The organism is Microbacterium terricola, assembly GCF_027943945.1.
GTDB lineage: Bacteria > Actinomycetota > Actinomycetes > Actinomycetales > Microbacteriaceae > Microbacterium > Microbacterium terricola.
This window is the reverse complement of the sequence record NZ_AP027141.1, coordinates 506,010-523,276: the sequence shown is the minus strand read 5'-3', so window position 1 is coordinate 523,276 and position 17,267 is coordinate 506,010. Positions and strand designations below refer to the sequence as shown.

The 17,267-nt window shown below is 70.5% G+C and carries 16 protein-coding genes; 6 read left to right on the top strand and 10 right to left on the bottom strand.

Annotated elements, in window-relative coordinates:
• Window positions 1-57: 57 nt before the first annotated feature.
• Genes Microterr_RS02470 through Microterr_RS02460 form a run of 3 tightly spaced genes read right to left on the bottom strand, consistent with a single transcriptional unit; the run spans window position 58 to window position 3,068 of the window.
• Window positions 58-1,110 carry an ABC transporter permease gene (locus tag Microterr_RS02470; protein WP_263796326.1) on the bottom strand — a complete coding sequence of 351 codons (1,053 nt, stop codon included), beginning with the start codon at window positions 1,108-1,110 and terminating at the stop codon, window positions 58-60.
• Window positions 1,107-2,042 (bottom strand): ABC transporter ATP-binding protein, encoded by a 936-nt coding sequence (locus Microterr_RS02465; RefSeq protein ID WP_263796327.1) that lies wholly within the window; start codon window positions 2,040-2,042, stop codon window positions 1,107-1,109. Before Microterr_RS02465 ends, Microterr_RS02470 begins: the two co-directional genes overlap by 4 nt.
• 9 nt (window positions 2,043-2,051) lie before the next feature.
• A complete protein-coding gene (locus tag Microterr_RS02460) occupies window positions 2,052-3,068 on the bottom strand; it encodes a glycerophosphodiester phosphodiesterase family protein (protein WP_263796328.1) in 1,017 nt (338 codons plus the stop codon).
• A gap of 161 nt (window positions 3,069-3,229) precedes the next feature.
• On the opposite strand from Microterr_RS02460, the gene Microterr_RS02455 reads away from it, so the two are divergent.
• Window positions 3,230-4,147 (top strand): Bax inhibitor-1/YccA family protein, encoded by a 918-nt coding sequence (locus Microterr_RS02455; RefSeq protein ID WP_263796329.1) that lies wholly within the window; start codon window positions 3,230-3,232, stop codon window positions 4,145-4,147.
• 58 nt (window positions 4,148-4,205) lie between these two features.
• On the opposite strand, the gene Microterr_RS02450 is transcribed toward Microterr_RS02455, so the two are convergent.
• The 6 genes from Microterr_RS02450 to Microterr_RS02425 form a co-directional block, all read right to left on the bottom strand.
• On the bottom strand, window positions 4,206-5,597 hold the full coding sequence (locus tag Microterr_RS02450) for a glycosyltransferase (protein ID WP_263796330.1): 1,392 nt from the start codon (window positions 5,595-5,597) through the stop codon (window positions 4,206-4,208).
• 118 nt (window positions 5,598-5,715) lie between these two features.
• The gene (locus Microterr_RS02445) at window positions 5,716-6,159 is read right to left on the bottom strand and encodes a nitroreductase family deazaflavin-dependent oxidoreductase (protein WP_263796331.1); all 444 of its coding nucleotides are present in this window, start codon (window positions 6,157-6,159) and stop codon (window positions 5,716-5,718) included.
• A 48-nt stretch (window positions 6,160-6,207) separates the two neighbouring features.
• Entirely contained in the window at window positions 6,208-7,791 is a 1,584-nt protein-coding gene (guaA, locus tag Microterr_RS02440) for a glutamine-hydrolyzing GMP synthase (RefSeq protein ID WP_263796332.1), read from the bottom strand.
• Entirely contained in the window at window positions 7,788-8,288 is a 501-nt protein-coding gene (locus tag Microterr_RS02435; protein ID WP_263796333.1) for a DUF3817 domain-containing protein, read from the bottom strand. Before Microterr_RS02435 ends, guaA begins: the two co-directional genes overlap by 4 nt.
• Window positions 8,289-8,297: 9 nt before the next feature.
• Complete coding sequence (locus Microterr_RS02430; protein WP_263796334.1) at window positions 8,298-9,140, bottom strand: SURF1 family protein; 843 nt, start codon at window positions 9,138-9,140, stop codon at window positions 8,298-8,300.
• Window positions 9,137-10,255, bottom strand: coding sequence for a GuaB3 family IMP dehydrogenase-related protein (locus tag Microterr_RS02425; RefSeq protein WP_263798845.1), 1,119 nt, complete (start codon window positions 10,253-10,255; stop codon window positions 9,137-9,139). Before Microterr_RS02425 ends, Microterr_RS02430 begins: the two co-directional genes overlap by 4 nt.
• Before the next feature lie 111 nt (window positions 10,256-10,366).
• On the opposite strand from Microterr_RS02425, the gene Microterr_RS02420 reads away from it, so the two are divergent.
• On the top strand, window positions 10,367-11,482 hold the full coding sequence (locus Microterr_RS02420) for an FAD-dependent oxidoreductase (RefSeq protein WP_263796335.1): 1,116 nt from the start codon (window positions 10,367-10,369) through the stop codon (window positions 11,480-11,482).
• Between the two features lie 25 nt (window positions 11,483-11,507).
• Here Microterr_RS02420 and guaB read toward each other — a convergent pair whose 3' ends face one another.
• Window positions 11,508-13,013, bottom strand: a complete 1,506-nt coding sequence (guaB, locus tag Microterr_RS02415) for an IMP dehydrogenase (protein ID WP_263796336.1) — start codon at window positions 13,011-13,013, stop codon at window positions 11,508-11,510.
• A 233-nt stretch (window positions 13,014-13,246) separates the two neighbouring features.
• Here guaB and Microterr_RS02410 point away from each other — a divergent pair, with 233 nt between their 5' ends.
• Genes Microterr_RS02410 through Microterr_RS02395 form a run of 4 tightly spaced genes read left to right on the top strand, consistent with a single transcriptional unit; the run spans window position 13,247 to window position 17,244 of the window.
• The gene (locus Microterr_RS02410; RefSeq protein ID WP_263796337.1) at window positions 13,247-14,515 is read left to right on the top strand and encodes an ABC transporter permease subunit; all 1,269 of its coding nucleotides are present in this window, start codon (window positions 13,247-13,249) and stop codon (window positions 14,513-14,515) included.
• Between the two features lie 5 nt (window positions 14,516-14,520).
• On the top strand, window positions 14,521-15,501 hold the full coding sequence (locus Microterr_RS02405) for a branched-chain amino acid ABC transporter permease (protein WP_263796338.1): 981 nt from the start codon (window positions 14,521-14,523) through the stop codon (window positions 15,499-15,501).
• Window positions 15,491-16,480 (top strand): ABC transporter ATP-binding protein, encoded by a 990-nt coding sequence (locus Microterr_RS02400; RefSeq protein ID WP_263796339.1) that lies wholly within the window; start codon window positions 15,491-15,493, stop codon window positions 16,478-16,480. The genes Microterr_RS02405 and Microterr_RS02400 overlap by 11 nt, the downstream gene beginning before the upstream one ends.
• Window positions 16,481-16,533: 53 nt before the next feature.
• On the top strand, window positions 16,534-17,244 hold the full coding sequence (locus Microterr_RS02395; protein ID WP_404810204.1) for an ABC transporter ATP-binding protein: 711 nt from the start codon (window positions 16,534-16,536) through the stop codon (window positions 17,242-17,244).
• Window positions 17,245-17,267: the final 23 nt, after the last annotated feature.

Below are 17,267 nucleotides of genomic sequence, written 5' to 3'. Positions count from 1 at the left end.
GCGGGACCGGGTGTCAGCGGCAATGGCCTTCCGTCCCGTCTCATCTCCCTTTCATAATCACGCGATCCGCGTGCCCGGCGGGAGCGTCCGCGCGGGTGTGCGCGTGCGGACCCAGGCCCACCACAGCAGCCCCGCTGCGAGCAGCAGCTGCAGCCCGAGACCCACGAACCAGCTGGGCAGAGTCGATGCCACGACCTCCGCCGCGTCGGGCGACTCGTAGTCCTCGTTCGCCCCGGGGTTGCAGTCGTCCCAGGTCGATTCGAGATCCGGCTCCAGCTGCAGGGAGCGCACGCCGAACTTGATCTGCGAGAACAGGTTGTCGGGGTTGCCGTGCGCGTCGTAGGTCATCGGGACGGCGTCGGCGAGGATGACGAACGGGTTGAGCGCCAGCATCCACCAGACCTTGTCGTAGCGCGGCACGTCGTAGGTCGACGTCTCCCACTCCAGGCAGTCGTCGACGGCGCCCTGCGCGTCGTAGTTCGCGCCACGGTACGTGCTCGTGTACGGGGAGGTGATCGCAGCGCCGCTCAGCCCGAAGGCGATGAGCGTGCCGATCACCAGCGCCGCGACGACCAGGTAGGTCGAGGCCACCGAGAACAGCGGCCGCGCCAGCACCCCGCTGAAGCCGACGCCGATGGCGGCGACCACGGCGATCTCGACGAGCAGCACGAGCAGCGACACCAGCACGGTCAGCGGAGGAACGCCGCCGTCGAGCGTGCTGATCAGCAGGAACGGGACCGCGACCACGACGAACGACACCCCGGTGAGCCATGCCGCGGCGAACTTGGCCGCGATGATCTCGCCGGTCGTGGCGAGCGTCACCTGCACGGGAGCGAGGGTCGCCGCATCCCGCTCGCCGTTGATCGCGTTGCCGCTGAGGGTGGGCGAGACGAGGACCACGAGCAGCAGCACCATGTAGACGACCGTCGAGTAGACGCCGCCTCCGCCGGTGCCGCCTGCGATGCCGTTCACCCCCCACACGAGGAAGGCGAGCAGGGTCACGAGGAGCAAGATGACCGCGAACACCCCCAGCAGGACGTACCAGGCGACGCTGCGGGTGCGCTGCACCAGGTCGAGGCGGACGAGAGTGCCGATTCGGCCGAGGTTCATGCGGCTCCTCCGCCCAGGTCGAGGAATGTGTGTTCCAGCGTGCCGGTCGCGGCACTGAACTCCGCCACCGGGACCCCGGCCGTCACGAGGGCGCGCAGCGCGCTGACGGCGTCGTCATCGGACGCGAAGGCGACGAGAAGGTCGCGGCGGTCGGCCCCGATCTGATGCGGCTGGATGCTGAGGGCCGCCCCGACCTGCGCGCGCTGGTCGTCGAGGGCCGCCGTGGAGTGCAGCCGCAGTCGCCAGGTGCGGCCGCGCTGGGCGGCCTCGGCGACGCGCTCGGTGCTGACGGTCGCGCCCTGGAACAGGAAGACCGCGTCGTCCACGACCTCTTCGAGCTCGGAGAGGATGTGGCTGGAGATGAGGATCGTCCGGCCGTCGTCGGCGAGCCGGCGCAGCAGCACCCGCAGTTCCACCCTGGCCTGCGGGTCGAGGCCGGATGCGGGCTCGTCGAGCAGAAGGATGCGCGGGTCGTGCACGAGGGCGCGCGCGAGACCGAGTCGCTGCTTCTGGCCCCGGGAGAGGACGCGGGCGGGCGAGTCGGCGAGTGCGGTCAGTCCGACCTCGCGCAGGAGCACCTCGGCGCGGGCGCGCGCGGCCTCTTTCGGCAGATCGTAGAGCCGGCCGGTGACGGTCAGCGTCTCGCGGGCGGTCAGCGCGTTCCACGCCCCGAGGCTGTCGGGCATCCATCCGAGCAGGGCTCGCGCCCGCTGCGGCTCTGTGACGGGATCGATCCCGTCGAGGCGGATCTCACCGGCGTCGGGCGCCAGCAGGGAGGCGAGCATGAGCAGCAGGGTCGTCTTGCCCGACCCATTGGGGCCGACCAGTCCGGTCACCTTCCCGGTGGCCGCCTCGAGGGAGACGTCGCGCACCGCCTGCACCTGCCCGAATGCTCGTCTCACGCCGGAGACGACGATGCCGGGGGTGGTCATGCGGCAACTCTATGGGGTGGCTGTGACGCGGTGGAATAAATCGATTCCGATGTCGGGATGGTCGACGAACACCCCGTCGACGCCGGACCGGCGGATGAGCTCCCACTCGGCCTCGTAGTCACCGAACGCGGCCGGGCCGCCCCTGCTGCGGAACCGGCGGGACAGGAACGTATTCTCCGGACGGCACGTCCAGGTGAACACGCGGAGACCCCGCGTGTGGGCGTCGGCGACGAGGCTCGGGGGCTCGTCCCCGCGCGTGCCGCCGAGGATCATGCTCTTGCTCACGCTGATGCCGTCGACCGTCCCCACGAGCTCGTCGAGCCCGGCAGGAGTGGCCGTGCGCCGGTAGGTGGGCGCCTGGTCGCCGTGCGCCGCCACCAGGTCGAACGGGCGACCGGCCGCCTCGAGCAGGTACACGTACGTCGCCCGGATGCTGTGCGCCCGCAGCTGCGCGAGCACGGTCGATTCGAACGCCTCGATGACCAGCGGGAGCGCGCCGTCGGCCCAGCCCGCCTCTCGCAGCTCGGCCTCGACGAGACCGGCGAGGCCGAGACCCAGACGCTCGAAGTAGGTGGCGTGCTTGAGCTCGAGCACGACCCCGATCTCGCGGCCCTGCTCCAGCGAGGCTGCGCGCACCAGATCGAGCACGTCGCGCAGCCTGAGCACGGGCTGCTGGTCGTCGAAGGTGGCGCTGCCGGGGCGGAGCCGCGGCAGCCGCTCGCGGCAGCCGAGGGTCGACAGCTCGTCCCAGGTGAAGTCCTCGGTGAACCAGCCGGTCAGCTCAGTGCCGTCCACCGTCTTGGTGGTGCGGCGGTCGGCGAACTCGCGGCGCTCGGCGACGTCGGTGGTCCCGGAGATCTCGTTCTCGTGCCGCACGACCAGCACACCGTCGCGGGAGACCACGACGTCGGGCTCGACGGCATCCACTCCGTACCGCAGCGCGAGGTCGTACGACGACCGCGAGTGCTCCGGGCGATACCCGGGCGCGCCCCGATGGCCGATCACCAGGGGGCGCGTGCGAGGCATCTGGCCAGGCTACCCGCGGCCTCGCGCGGGGCGGCGGGCCCAGCATCCGTTCAAAGGCCTCTCACAGACGAGATACTGCCGCGGGCGCGGGGGTTGCCGTTATCGTGGATCAACAGCACCGCGCTGTGACCTCTCAACCCCCTTGGAGTGTGTTCGAAGCCATGGCCTCGTCAAACCCCGCATTCAACAACCCGGCGTTCCAGGACCCGCGTGCCGTGCAGACCTACCCGGGCGGCGCGCAGGCGGCCGGACTCGGGTCCGCCACGCACTACTCGACCGCGTCCCACCAGGGTGTGGATGCGGCCTCCCAGGCACACCTCGAGGGCGCGTTCGCCGCCCCCGCGGCCGGTGCCATCGAGACCAACCGCATGACCGTCGAGGACACCGTCCTCAAGACGATCGGCCTGTTCGCGATCCTCCTCGTCACCGCCGTCGTCGGCTGGGTGTGGACGATGGCCCCCGTCACCGCCGCGAACCCCGAGCCCACCATGGCGCCGTGGATCATCGGCGCCCTGGGCGGCTTCGTCATGTCTCTGGTCGTCATCTTCGGCTCGCGCAAGAAGGTGCGCCCCGCGCTGATCTTCGGCTACGCCGCCTTCGAGGGCCTCTTCATCGGCGCGATCTCCGCGTTCTTCGAGTTCATCTGGCCCGGCATCGTGGTGCAGGCGACCCTCGCGACCCTCTCGGTCGTCGGCGTCACCCTGGCCCTCTTCGCCAGCGGCAAGGTGCGCGCCTCGAAGAAGGCCACCAAGGTCTTCATGATCGCCATGATCGGCTACCTGGTGTTCTCGCTGATCAACGTCATGCTGATGCTCTTCAACGTGCCGATGGCCGGTGGCGCGTTCGGCCTGCTCAGCCAGGAGATCGCGGGCATCCCGCTCGGCCTGATCATCGGCATCCTCGTGGTCATCATGGGCGCGTACTCGCTCGTGCTCGACTTCGACGCGATCCAGCAGGGCGTGCGCAACGGCGCTCCCCGTCAGCTCGGATGGCTCGGCGCCTTCGGCATCATGGTCACCGTCGTGTGGCTGTACATCGAGATCCTCCGCATCATCGCGATCGTCCGCGGCAGCAACTGACCCGCACCTCGCACGCGAAAGGGCCGCCCGGTGGGCGGCCCTTTCGTCGTCTGCGGGATCACCGCCGCGGTGGACGGCCCAGCACGTCGGTGACGGCGGCGGCGAGCGCCGACATCACGTGATCCGGGTCGAGGGCGCGGGCGGAGACGACGGCCTCGGTGGCCAGGGCCGCCCGGAGCGCGTCATCCGATAGCACGCGCACGAGCGCCTCGACCAGGGCGTCCTCGTCGCCATCGGGCACCAGCAGCCCGCCGCCTCCGGCGAGCGCATCGCGCGGGCCGTACCGGATGTCGTAGCTGACCACCGGCGTGCCGTGCACGAGCGCCTCGGCGATCGCGAGCCCCTGCCCCTCGAACGCCGAGGTCGACAGCAGCACGGCGGCCTCGTCGAGCACGCGGCCGGGCTGGTCGGTCGCTCCGCGCAGGACGACGGATGCGGTGAGCCCGAGCGCGTCGATCAGCTCCTGCAGCGCCGCGCGCGCCGGACCGTCGCCGTACACATCCAGCGTCGCTCCCGGCACGCGCTCAGCCACGCGCGCGAACGCGCGCACGGCGTGCTCGATGCGCTTGCCCGGTGCGAGGCGGTTGAGCATGACCACGCGCCCGCGGTCGCGCTGCTCGGCCGGCACGACGGCCTCGATCCCCGGCACACCGTGCGGCACGACCAGGTGCACGTCCGAGTCACCGAACCGCGCCGCCACGTCGGCCCGCTGCGCCGAGGTCGGCCACAGCACGGCGTCGAACCGCTCGGCGAGCCCGAACCAGCGAGACCACAGCGCGTTGACCGGGGCGTCGGGGGTGTACGGCGGCTCGAGGTGGATGGTGTGGATCGCGTGCACGAGCCGCACGCCGCCGGCATCCCACCCGGCGAGCAGCTCACCGAGCTGCCGCGACTCGCAGATCACGACGACCGGGCGGTCGGGCGCGGATGCCCGCACCCCCGCGACGATGTGGTCGAGCCAGGCCCGGTACAGCGCGCCGAATCCCGCCAGCACCCCGACGACCGCGCCGTGCGCGTCGAGCACGCCCACCGGGGCGGTGGAGATGTGCCAATCAGGGTCGCCGACGATCACGGGAAGCGCGACGACCGGGCGGCCGGCGGCAGCCGGGATCTCCCGGTACTCCAGCGCCGGATCGAGGTCGCCCGGACGGGCGGCCGCGCGCAGCCACGCCGCGGCCCCGCCGTCCGGTGCGCCGGCCTCGTCGAACAGGTTGCGGAAGAGCTCAGCGGATGCGGCGTCCCCGCGCTCGACGAAAGCGCTGCGGTGCGCGGCGTGCGCCTCCGGCGTGCCGGGGTCGACCGTCAGCAGCAGTGGTCCGCGCCCGCCGTCGACGCCGGCCGCGGCGAGCTGCCGTGCGCGGGCGAGGGTCGCGATCGTGTACCCGCCGTCGAGCCCGGGGATGAGCCGGCTCGAGAGGATCAGGTACTCGGCATCGGGGAACTGCGCCATGCCCCCATCCTCCCAGCCGCGACCAGCTCCCACCCGCTCACCTGTCGCAATCTGCGCGCGAAGCCGCACATTGCGACAGGCGAAGGAAAGGGAAAGGGCGAAGGAAGGATGCTGCGGCTCAGGCCGGCTCGATGAGGAACACCGGGAAGCCCGGCGCCACCTGCAGCAGCTCCTCGTCGGACGAGTGCGCGTCGATGCCCTCGAAGAAGCGGCCGACCTCCCACGCCCAGGCCGTGAGGTAGGCGCGCAGGATCGGCGGCTTCACGGCGTCCGCGACCTCCACCGCCGTGAACCGCTCGACGCGGCGTCCCGCACGCAGCTCGCCCGCGCCCGCGGCCCGCAGGTTCTTCGTCCACTGCGCGTGGCCGCGGGGCGCCACGAGATACCGCGCTCCACCGACCCGCAGGGGGTTGACGGGCGTCGTCCGCCACTCGCCGCTCGAGCGTCCGCGCACCGCGAGGACGCGACTGCCCGCGAGCGGCAGACCGATGCGAGTCAGGAATCCGACCGCACGGTTGAAGACCGCATCCATCCCGGTCGGCGTGACGAAGCGCTCACTCATGCGCCCATCATCCACCCGCCGCACGGTCGCGTCAGCACAGGCGGGAGATCATTCCCACTCGATGGTCCCCGGGGGCTTGCTCGTCACGTCGAGCACGACCCGGTTGACCTCGCGCACCTCGTTGGTGATGCGGTTCGAGATCTTCGACAGCACGTCGTACGGCAGGCGCGTCCAGTCCGCGGTCATCGCGTCTTCCGACGAGACCGGGCGCAGCACGATCGGGTGGCCGTAGGTGCGGCCGTCGCCCTGCACGCCCACCGAGCGCACGTCGGCCAGCAGCACGACAGGGCACTGCCAGATCTCGCCGTCGAGCCCCGCCTTCGTCAGCTCCTCGCGGGCGATGGCGTCGGCGTCACGCAGGATCTCGAGGCGGTCAGCGGTGACCTCACCCACGATCCGGATGCCGAGGCCGGGCCCCGGAAACGGCTGGCGGGCCACGATCGCCTCCGGCAGTCCCAGGTCGCGGCCGATCGCGCGCACCTCGTCCTTGAATAGGGTGCGCAGCGGCTCGACGAGCTCGAAGTCGAGGTCTTCCGGCAGGCCGCCCACGTTGTGGTGCGACTTGATGTTCGCGGTGCCGGCTCCCCCGCCGGACTCGACGACGTCGGGGTACAGGGTGCCCTGCACGAGGAAGCGGATGGGCTCGCCCTCGGCGGCCGCCTCGGCGATCAGGTCGCGCTGCACCTTCTCGAACGAGCGGATGAACTCGCGGCCGATGATCTTGCGCTTCTGCTCGGGGTCGCTGACACCGGCGAGCGCGGTGAGGAACTGCTCCCGCGCGTCGACCGTGATCAGGCGGACACCGGTCGAGGCGACGTAGTCCTGCTCGACCTGCTCGCGCTCGCCCTTGCGCAGCAGGCCGTGGTCGACGAACACCGCGGTGAGCTGGTCGCCCACGGCCTCGTGCACGAGTGCGGTCGAGACCGCGGAGTCGACGCCGCCGGACAGCGCCGAGATGACGCGGCCGGTGCCGACCTGCTCGCGGATGCGGCCGATCTGCTCGGCGATGACGTTGCCGCTGTTCCAGTCGTTCGCGAGGCCCGCTGCCTTGTGCAGGAAGTTCTCCAGCACCCGCTGGCCGTGATCGGAGTGCTTCACCTCGGGGTGCCACTGCACGCCGTACAGGCGACGCTCGTCGCTCCCGAACGCGGCGACCGGCGTCGCCGTCGTCGAGGCGAGCACGTCGAAGCCCTCGGGCGCGCGCGAGACCTGGTCGCCGTGGCTCATCCAGACGTTCTGCTCGGCCGGCTGTCCGCCGAGCAGCACTCCGCCGTCGCCGACGAGCGCAGCATCCGTCGCTCCGTACTCCCGCAGCCCGGTGTTGGCGACCTCGCCGCCGAGGGCCTGGGCCATCACCTGGAAGCCGTAGCAGATGCCGAGGGTGGGCACGCCGAGGTCGAAGACGCCGGGGTCCAGGCGCGGTGCGCCCTCCTCGTAGACCGACGAAGGGCCGCCGGAGAGGATGATGCCCACCGGGTCCTTCGCCGCGATCTCCTCCGCCGTGGCGGTGTGCGGCACGAGCTCGCTGTACACGCCGGCCTCGCGCACGCGGCGCGCGATCAACTGGGCGTACTGGGCGCCGAAGTCGACCACGAGCACGGGCCGCTGCGAGGTCTCGGTCTGTTCTGTCACCGCTTGTTCTCCGTCGGGATGGCGTGGGTCAGGGAGGAGTGCTCTGCGCGCGAGTGCAGCTCTGCGTCCTCACGCGAGGCGAGGTAAGCCCGCACGTCGCGGGCGGTGCGGACCTCGAGGAAGAAGGATGCCAGCGGCACCACGCCGCCGGTGGCCAGCAGCAGGAAGCGCCAGAACGGCCACCGCATCAGGCTCCACACACGGAAGCACGCGAACAGGTACACGACGTAGAACCAGCCGTGCAGGATCAGGATGCCCAGCGACAGGTTGATGCCGTCACCGGTGGAGACGAGCCCGTCGGGGCCTTCGACGACCGGGGCGAGCCAGAGGAATCCGCCCGAGCCGCCCAGGAAGACCTCGACCGCGAGGGGCGAGTACTTCAGGATCATCTCGGCGCACAGCAGCAGCAGGCCGACGCCGGTGATGATCGAGCAGATCTGGTAGAACTTCAGGGCTCCGCGGATCGCCGGAAACGTGGCGAGTTTGGGGGCGGGCATGCGTCCAGTCTAGTTGCCCAGGACGGCGCCCTCTTCGGGCTCCGCGGCCTCCTCCAGCTCCTCGACCTCGCGCTCCCAGGCGTCCTTCGCCAGGCGGTACCAGATGTAGAACGCGAGCCCGGCGAAGATCGCCCACTCGATCGCGTAGAAGATGTTGAGCCAGTTGACGCCCGAACCCTCGTCGGGAGCCGGCGACGAGATGTCGATGAGGCCGGCTTCGGCCTGCTCCGACGCGAGGTACGGCCGGTACACGTCGAGGCCGTCGATGTCGTGCCACTGCGCGAGCAGCGCGGCGGGCGACATCGAGGTCATCGTCCAGGGGTCCGCACCGGCCGGCGGCAGGGCGGCGCCCTCGTCGGAGATCAGGCGGCCGGTGACGACGTGGGATGCGTTCGCCCCATCGTTCAGGCGGTCGACCGCGTCTTCGGCGTCCGCCTCGGTGGCGGCCCACCCGATCGCGACGGCGACCGATGTCTTGGCTCCCGAGTCATCCGGCGACGGGAGCCGCAGCTGACCGGTCACCCAGAAGCCCTCGACATCGTCGTTGAACCGCGACTGCACGATGAGGAAGTCGCCGGGCACCCACGTCCCTGTCGCCTCGACCCGCTGACCCACGAGGGGCTCGGGCAGATACTCACCCGGCGCGGCGACGTCGGCGAGGGGCTCGACGCTCTCCGTGGTGCCAGGCGGCAGCGGGTCGCCGTCGATCGCGCTGGACAGCTGCCACTGGCCGAGCCACGCGAACACGCCGGCGACGATGAGGCACAGCCCCAGCATCCCGATCCACCACGGGCGCAGCATCACCTCGCGCAGGGTGGGAGGGAACACCTCGACCGGATCGGACTCGCTCATCCGCCGCTGTACGGCGCAAGCACCACCTCGACGCGCTGGAACTCCTTGAGGTCGGAGTACCCGGTCGTGGCCATCGACTTGCGCAGCGCGCCGATGAGGTTCGCGGTGCCGTCGGCGACCGGCGCGGGCCCGTACAGCACCGACTCGAGCGTGGTGACCTGGTCGACCTTCACCCGGTGTCCGCGGGGAAGCTTCACGTGGTGCGCCTCCGGACCCCAGTGGTAGCCGAGGCCGGGCGCGTCGGTGGCGCGGGCGAGCGCGACGCCGAGCATGACGGCATCCGCTCCCATCGCGAGCGCCTTGACGATGTCGCCCGAGGTGCCCACACCGCCGTCGGCGATGACGTGCACGTAGCGGCCGCCCGACTCGTCGAGGTAATCGCGGCGGGCGCCGGCGACGTCGGCGACCGCGGTCGCCATCGGCGCGTGGATGCCCAGCGTGGCCCGGGTGGTCGAGGCCGCTCCCCCGCCGAAGCCGACGAGCACGCCCGCCGCGCCGGTGCGCATGAGGTGCAGGGCCGCGGTGTACGTGGAGGCGCCGCCGACGATGACGGGCACGTCGAGGTCGTAGATGAACTTCTTGAGGTTCAGCGGGGCGTCGACGCTCGAGACGTGCTCGGCCGAGACGGTCGTGCCGCGGATGACGAACAGGTCGACGCCGGCGGCGACGACGGTCTCGTACAGGTCCTGGGTGCGCTGAGGGGTCAGCGCGCCGGCCACCGTGACGCCGGCTTCGCGGATCTCGGCCAGGCGGTCGCGCACGAGCTCCGGCTTGATCGGCACGGAGTAGAGCTCCTGCATGCGGCGGGTGGCCTCGGCATCCGGCATCGACGCGATCTCGGCGAGCAGCGGCGCCGGGTCGTCGTAGCGCGTCCACAGGCCCTCGAGGTCGAGCACGCCCAGGCCGCCGAGCTGGCCCAGCATGATCGCCGTCTGCGGGCTCATGACCGAGTCCATCGGGGCGCCGAGCACCGGGATGTCGAACTGGAACGCGTCGATCGACCAGCCCGTCGAGACGTCCTCGGGATTGCGGGTGCGGCGCGACGGCACCACTGCGATGTCATCGAACGCGTAGGCGCGGCGGGCGCGCTTGGCGCGGCCGAGCTCGATCTCCATGGTCACCCGCTCAGCCTACCGCGCCGCATGTTTCCGGCCTGCGGCGAGCGCGCGGCGGCGCGGATGCGCGCGGGAGAATGGATGCTGTCGCCACCCGCCGAGAGGACACCCATGGTCGAGCACACCAGGATCGCCGTCGTGGGCGGCGGCGTCATGGGCCTGTCCGCCGCCTGGGCGCTCACCCGGCGGGGCGAGCGCCCCCTCGTGCTCGAGCGGTTCGGCCGCGGCCATTCCCGCGGGGCGTCGCACGGCGAGACCCGCAACTTCAACAACGCGTACGCGGAGGAGCACTACCTCGATCTGCTCGCACTCGCCCGCGAAGGGTGGGATGCCCTCGGCGAGGTCGACGGCGAACCGCTCCTGCGACTGCACGGGCTCGTGTCGCACGGCGCGGGCGCAGCGCTCGGCAGCGCCGCGGGCGTCGGGCTGGCCGACGTCGAGCGGCGGCTGCACGAGCGCGGCCTCCCCGCCGAGCTGCTCGACGGCGCCGAGGCCGCCCGCCGCTGGCCGGGGATGCGCTTCGAGGACACCGTGCTCTACTCGCCGGATGCGGGCGTCGCGCGGGCCGCGGCGGCGCTGCGCGAGGTGGAGCGCCGGATCGCCGAGGGCGGCGGCGAGGTGCGCTGGCAGACGCCCGTCGATCGCATCGAGGAGGACGCAGACGGCGTCACCCTGCACACCGCCGGCGGCCCCGTGCGCGCCGACACGGTGATCGTCACGGTCGGGGCGTGGACGGCGGGGCTGCTCGCCAGCATCCCGCTCCCGCGCCTGCGCGTCACGGAGGAGAGCCCCGCGCACTTCGCTCCGCGCGACCCCGCGACGCCGTGGCCGTCGTTCAACCACTTCGTGACGCCCGGCACCTGGCCGGCGAACGTCTACGGCATGCCGACGCCGGGCGAGGGCGTCAAGGTCGGGTTCCACTGCGTGGGCGACGAGGTCGATCCGGATGCGCGGCCGTTCCGCACCGACGCGCACGCCGAGACGCTCGCCGCGTACGTGCGGGAGTGGTTCCCCGGACTGGATGCGGCGACCGCCGCCCCGATCAGCTGCACGTACACGTCGACCGCCGACGAGGCGTTCGTGCTCGACCGCGTCGGACGGGTCGTGGTGGGTGCGGGGTTCTCCGGTCAGGGCTTCAAGTTCGCCCCGGGCGTCGGGTCGACCCTCGCGGGCCTCGCGCTGGATCCGGCGGCTCTCGCCGCCCCCGCCTTCCGCCTGCGGCCCTGAGGCCGCACGCGGCGCACCGCGGAGCTCAGCGCTTGTAGTTGGGCGCCTCGACGACGATCTGCACGTCGTGCGGGTGCGACTCCTTCAGGCCCGCGGCGGTGATCCGCACGAACTTGCCCTTGGCCTTGAGCTCGTCGATCGTGCGCGCGCCGACGTAGAACATCGACTGCCGGAGGCCGCCGATCAGCTGATAGGCGACTGCGGAGACCGGCCCGCGGTAGGCGACCTGTCCCTCGATGCCCTCGGGGATCAGCTTGTCGTCCGACGGCACATCGGCCTGGAAGTAGCGGTCCTTGGAGTACGACGTCTTCTTGCCGCGGGTCTGCAGCGCGCCGAGCGATCCCATGCCGCGGTACAGCTTGAACTGCTTGCCGCCCTGGAACACGACCTCGCCGGGCGACTCGTCGGTGCCCGCCAGAAGCGAGCCGAGCATGACCGTGTCGGCACCCGCGACGAGCGCCTTGGCGATGTCGCCGGAGTACTGCAGTCCGCCGTCGGCGATGATCGGGATGCCGGCCTCGCGGGCGGCCTGGTACGACTCCCAGATGGCCGTGATCTGCGGCACTCCGACACCGGCGACGATGCGGGTGGTGCAGATCGATCCGGGGCCGACCCCGACCTTCACGGCGTCGACACCCGCATCGATGAGGGCCTGAGCCCCCTCACGGGTCGCGGCCTGACCGCCGATGACGTCGATGTGGTCGAACGTGGGGTCGGCCTTGATGCGCCGCACCATGTCGATCACGCCGCTGGAGTGCCCGTTCGCGGTGTCGACGACGAGCACGTCGACGCCCGCGTCGCGGAGCGCCTCTGCCCGCTCCCACGCGTCGCCGAAGAAGCCGATCGCCGCGCCCACACGAAGGCGGCCCTGCTCGTCCTTCGTCGCCAGCGGGTACTTCTCGCTCTTGTCGAAGTCCTTGATGGTGATGAGGCCGGCCAGCTTGCCGTCCGCGTCGAGCAGCGGCAGCTTCTCGACGCGGTGCTGCGCGAACAGGGCGATGACCTCGTTGGCGCCGATGCCGACCTTGCCGGTCACCAGACCCTCGGTCGTCATCACGTCGCGCACGTGGGTGGACTGGCGCTCGAAGGTCGAGACGAACCGCATGTCGCGGTTGGTGATGATGCCGACGAGAAGCCCGTCCTCATCGACGACGGGCAGGCCCGAGATGCGGTACTGCGCGCACAGCGCATCGACCTCGTCGATCGTGGCATCGGGCGTCGTCGTGATCGGGTCGGTGATCATGCCCGACTCACTGCGCTTCACGCGATCGACCATCGAGGCCTGCTCCGCGATGGAGAGGTTGCGATGGATGATGCCCAGACCGCCCTCGCGGGCGATGGCGATCGCCAGACGCGCCTCGGTGACGGTGTCCATCGCCGCCGACAGCAGCGGCGTCGCGACGGTGATGCGCCGGGTGACGCGCGAGGACGTGTCGGCCTCGCTGGGGATGACGTCGGTCGGCCCGGGCAGGAGCAGGACGTCGTCGTAAGTCAAACCGACGAAACCGAACGGGTCGTTGTACTCGCTCATCGCGCGCGCTCCTCTTGATGTCTTGATGATTCTAATCGGCGCGCGGCTCCCCCCATTCCCGCGTCGCAAGTTGCGGTTGCGAAACACAGAGGCAACAATCGCTGGATACGGTCAGGTGTCGCTGAGGCCACCAACGGGTGATTCTTGGCGCCGACCGATCTATAGAGGAGGTGCCAGTGGCGATCACCCGAACATCGCGCGCTGACCGTCGCCCGAGACGAACGCTCGCGGGCATGATCGCGGGTCTGTTCGCCATCGGCCTGGTCATGGGCCTCGCGGCGCCCGCCGCGGCCGACACGGACGACTCCGGCGACACGGCGGAGACGCCGTACACGATCGTCGTCAACGTCCGCTCGGGCGGCGAGCCCGTCGCGGGTGCGACGGTCACCGCCACCGGCGGCTCGTTCGAGACCGAGGGCGTCACCGACGAGGACGGACGCGCCCGCATCGGCGTGCCCGACAAGGAGACCACCTGGACGCTGGTGCTCGTCGAGACGAGCCTCCCGTCCGGAGTGGAGGCGCCTGAGGGCTTCGAGTTCACCCAGGAAGCCACGTTCGGCGCCGGCAGCACGGTCACGAAGAACTTCACGCTGGCCGCGGCGGAACGCTCCACGACGAGCTTCTGGGATCAGTTCCTGTCCCGCGCGGTCAACGGCCTCAACTTCGGCCTCATGCTCGCCCTGGCGGCGATCGGCCTCTCCCTCGTGTTCGGCACGACCGGCCTGTCGAACTTCGCCCACGGCGAGATGGTGACCTTCGGCGCCCTGATGGCGCTGCTGTTCACCGGCTTCGGCTGGTCGATCTGGCTGGCCATCCCGCTGGCGGTGATCGTGTCGGCGGGCTTCGGGCTCACGATGGACGCGGGCCTGTGGCGGCCGCTGCGGCGCCGGGGCATCGGGACCGTGCAGCTGATGATCGTCTCGATCGGCCTCTCGCTCGCGCTGCGGTACATCTACCAGATGTTCATCGGCGGCGGCACCGAGCAGCTCCCGGGCGCCGTGACGGCGCAGATCGCCGGGCTCGGCCCGATCCGCCTCACGATCACCGACGTGATCAGCATGGGCATCTCGATCGTCGTGATCGGCATCTTCGCCTGGTGGCTCATGCGCACCCGCATCGGCCGCGCCACGCGCGCCGTCTCCGACAACCCGTCGCTGGCCGCGGCGAGCGGCATCGACGTCGACGGGGTGGTGCGCATCGTCTGGGTCGTCGCCGCGGCCCTCGCCGGCCTGTCGGGCATCCTGTGGGCCTACTTCCGGCCGGGCATCAAGTGGGACATGGGCACCAGCATCCTGCTGCTCATCTTCGCCGCGGTGACGCTCGGCGGTCTGGGCACGGCGTTCGGCGCCCTGGTCGGATCGATCATCGTCGGACTGCTCGTCGAGGTCTCGACGCTGTGGATCCCCTCCGACCTCAAGTACGTCGGCGCGCTGGTCGTGCTGATCGTCATCCTCCTGTTCCGTCCGCAGGGCATCCTCGGACGCCGAGAGCGAATCGGGTAGGCGCCGTGAACTTCGTACAGATCCTCTCCAACACCTTCGCGCAGATCCTCGCTCCGGCGACGCTGGGCTACGTGCTGGCCGCCATCGGGCTCTCCGTGCACTTCGGCTTCGCCGGACTCCTCAACATGGGTGTCGCCGGCTTCATGGCCATCGGCGCCTACGGCTTCGCGATCTCGATCCTCACCTTCGGGATCGCCTGGCCGCTCGCTGCGGTGATCGGTCTGATCGCCGCCGTGATCTTCGCGCTCATCATGGGCATCCCGACCCTGCGTCTGCGTGGCGACTACCTCGCCATCGTGACGATCGCGGCGGCCGAGGTGCTCCGACTGCTCTTCCTCACCTCGGAGTACCGCAACTACACGGGCTCGGCCGACGGCCTCTCCGGCTTCCAGGCCGGGTTCCGCGCGAGCAACCCGCTGCCCGACGGCAAGTGGGGCTTCGGACCGTGGACGTACCAGTCCGACCAGTGGTGGGTCATCATCATCGGCGTGATCACGATCGCGATCGTGATGCTGGTCGTCTGGCTGCTGATGAGCAGCCCGTGGGGCCGGGTCATCCGCGGCATCCGCGAGGACGAGGATGCTGTCCGCTCGCTCGGCAAGAACGTGTTCGCGTTCAAGATGCAGGCGCTGATCTTTGGCGGCATCATCATCGCCGCCGGCGGCATCATCACCGCGATGGGCACCAACGTGAACCCCAACGTCTACGTCACCTCGCAGACGTTCTATGTCTGGACCGCACTGCTGCTCGGCGGCGCCGCGACCATCTTCGGCCCCGTGCTCGGCGCGGTGCTCTTCTGGATGGTCAGGGCGTTCCTCTCGAACCTGCTGCCGGCCCTCGTCAACATCGGGTGGCTGCCGTTCCTCACCGCCGAGCAGAGCCAGATGCTCGTGTTCGTGCTCGTCGGCGTGGCCCTGATGCTCCTGGTGATCTTCCGACCGCAGGGCATCCTCGGAAACAAGAAGGAGCTGACCTTTGTCCGCTGAGGTAGTTCCCCCGACCCCGCGCGCCAAGACGACGGGGCTGCACAAGGGCGAGATCCGGCCCGGTGTCGCCAAGGTCGACCCGATCATCGTGATCGACGGCGTGCGCCGCGTCTTCGGCGGTCTCACCGCCGTCGACGTGGAGCACCTCGAGATCCCGCGCAACGCCATCACCGCCCTCATCGGCCCGAACGGCGCGGGCAAGACCACGCTGTTCAACCTGCTCACGGGCTTCGACAAGCCCAACGAGGGCAACTGGTCGTTCGACGGGATGAACCTCGCGGGCATCCCCGCCTTCAAGACCGCCCGCATGGGTCAGGTCCGCACCTTCCAGCTGACCAAGTCGCTCGGCCTGCTCACCGTGCTCGAGAACATGAAGCTCGGCGCCACCAAGCAGACCGGCGAGCGCATCTGGGCGGGCATCCTGCCGTTCATCTGGCGCAAGCAGGAGGCCGAGATCGAGGTGAAGGCGCGCGACCTGCTCACGCGCTTCAAGCTCGACGCCAAGGAGAAGGACTTCGCCGCCTCGCTCTCGGGCGGTCAGCGCAAGCTCCTCGAGATGGCGCGCGCGCTCATGAGCGACCCGACCCTCGTCATGCTCGATGAGCCCATGGCCGGAGTGAACCCGGCGCTCACCCAGTCGCTGCTCGACCACATCCTCGATCTGAAGGATCTCGGCATGACCGTGCTGTTCGTCGAGCACGACATGCACATGGTCCGCCACATCGCCGACTGGGTCGTCGTGATGGCGGAGGGCAAGGTCGTGGCCGAGGGCCCGCCGGACAGCGTGATGCGCGAGCAGGCGGTCATCGACGCCTACCTCGGCGCCCACCAGGACGTCGACCTCGGCGTCGTGACCGGCCGCTACGAGGGTGAGCTGACCGCCGAGGCGCAGGCGCTGGTGGAAACGGCCCGCGAGCTCGACCAGGCCATCGAGGCCGACTCGACGCGTGCCGACGAGCAGACGGAGGACGACAAGTGAGCGACACGGTTTCGAGCACCGCCGAGGCGCCGGCCCCGGCTCCCTCGGATGTCGTGGTCGCGGTGAACAGCATCACCGCCGGCTACCTCCCCGGAGTGAACATCCTCACCCACGCGAGCCTGGTGGCCGCGAAGGGCGAGCTCATCGGCATCATCGGGCCGAACGGCGCGGGCAAGTCGACCATGCTGAAGGCGATCTTCGGCCAGGTGAAGATCCGCGAGGGCTCCGTCGTGCTCAACGGCGAGGACATCACGGGCCTGAAGGCCAACAAGCTCGTCGCCAAGGGCGTCGGCTTCGTACCGCAGACCAACAACGTGTTCCCGAGCCTCACGATCGCCGAGAACCTGCAGATGGGCTCGTACCAGCGCCCGAAGGGGCTCGCCGAGCGCATCGACTTCGTGACCTCGATCTTCCCCGACCTGGGCAAGCGACTGAACCAGCGGGCCGGGTCGCTCTCGGGCGGCGAGCGCCAGATGGTCGCGATGGGCCGGGCCCTCATGATGGACCCGCACGTGCTGCTGCTCGATGAGCCGTCGGCGGGACTCTCGCCCTCACGTCAGGACGAGGCCTTCCTGCGGGTGTCGGAGATCAACAAGGCCGGTGTGACGACCATCATGGTCGAGCAGAACGCCCGCCGCTGCCTGCAGATCTGCGACCGCGGCTACGTCCTCGACCAGGGCCGCGACGCCTACACCGGCTCCGGCCGCGACCTGCTGAACGACCCCAAGGTCATCGGCCTGTACCTGGGCACCCTCGGCGCCTGAGTCCTTCGAGAGAGCCCCCTGCC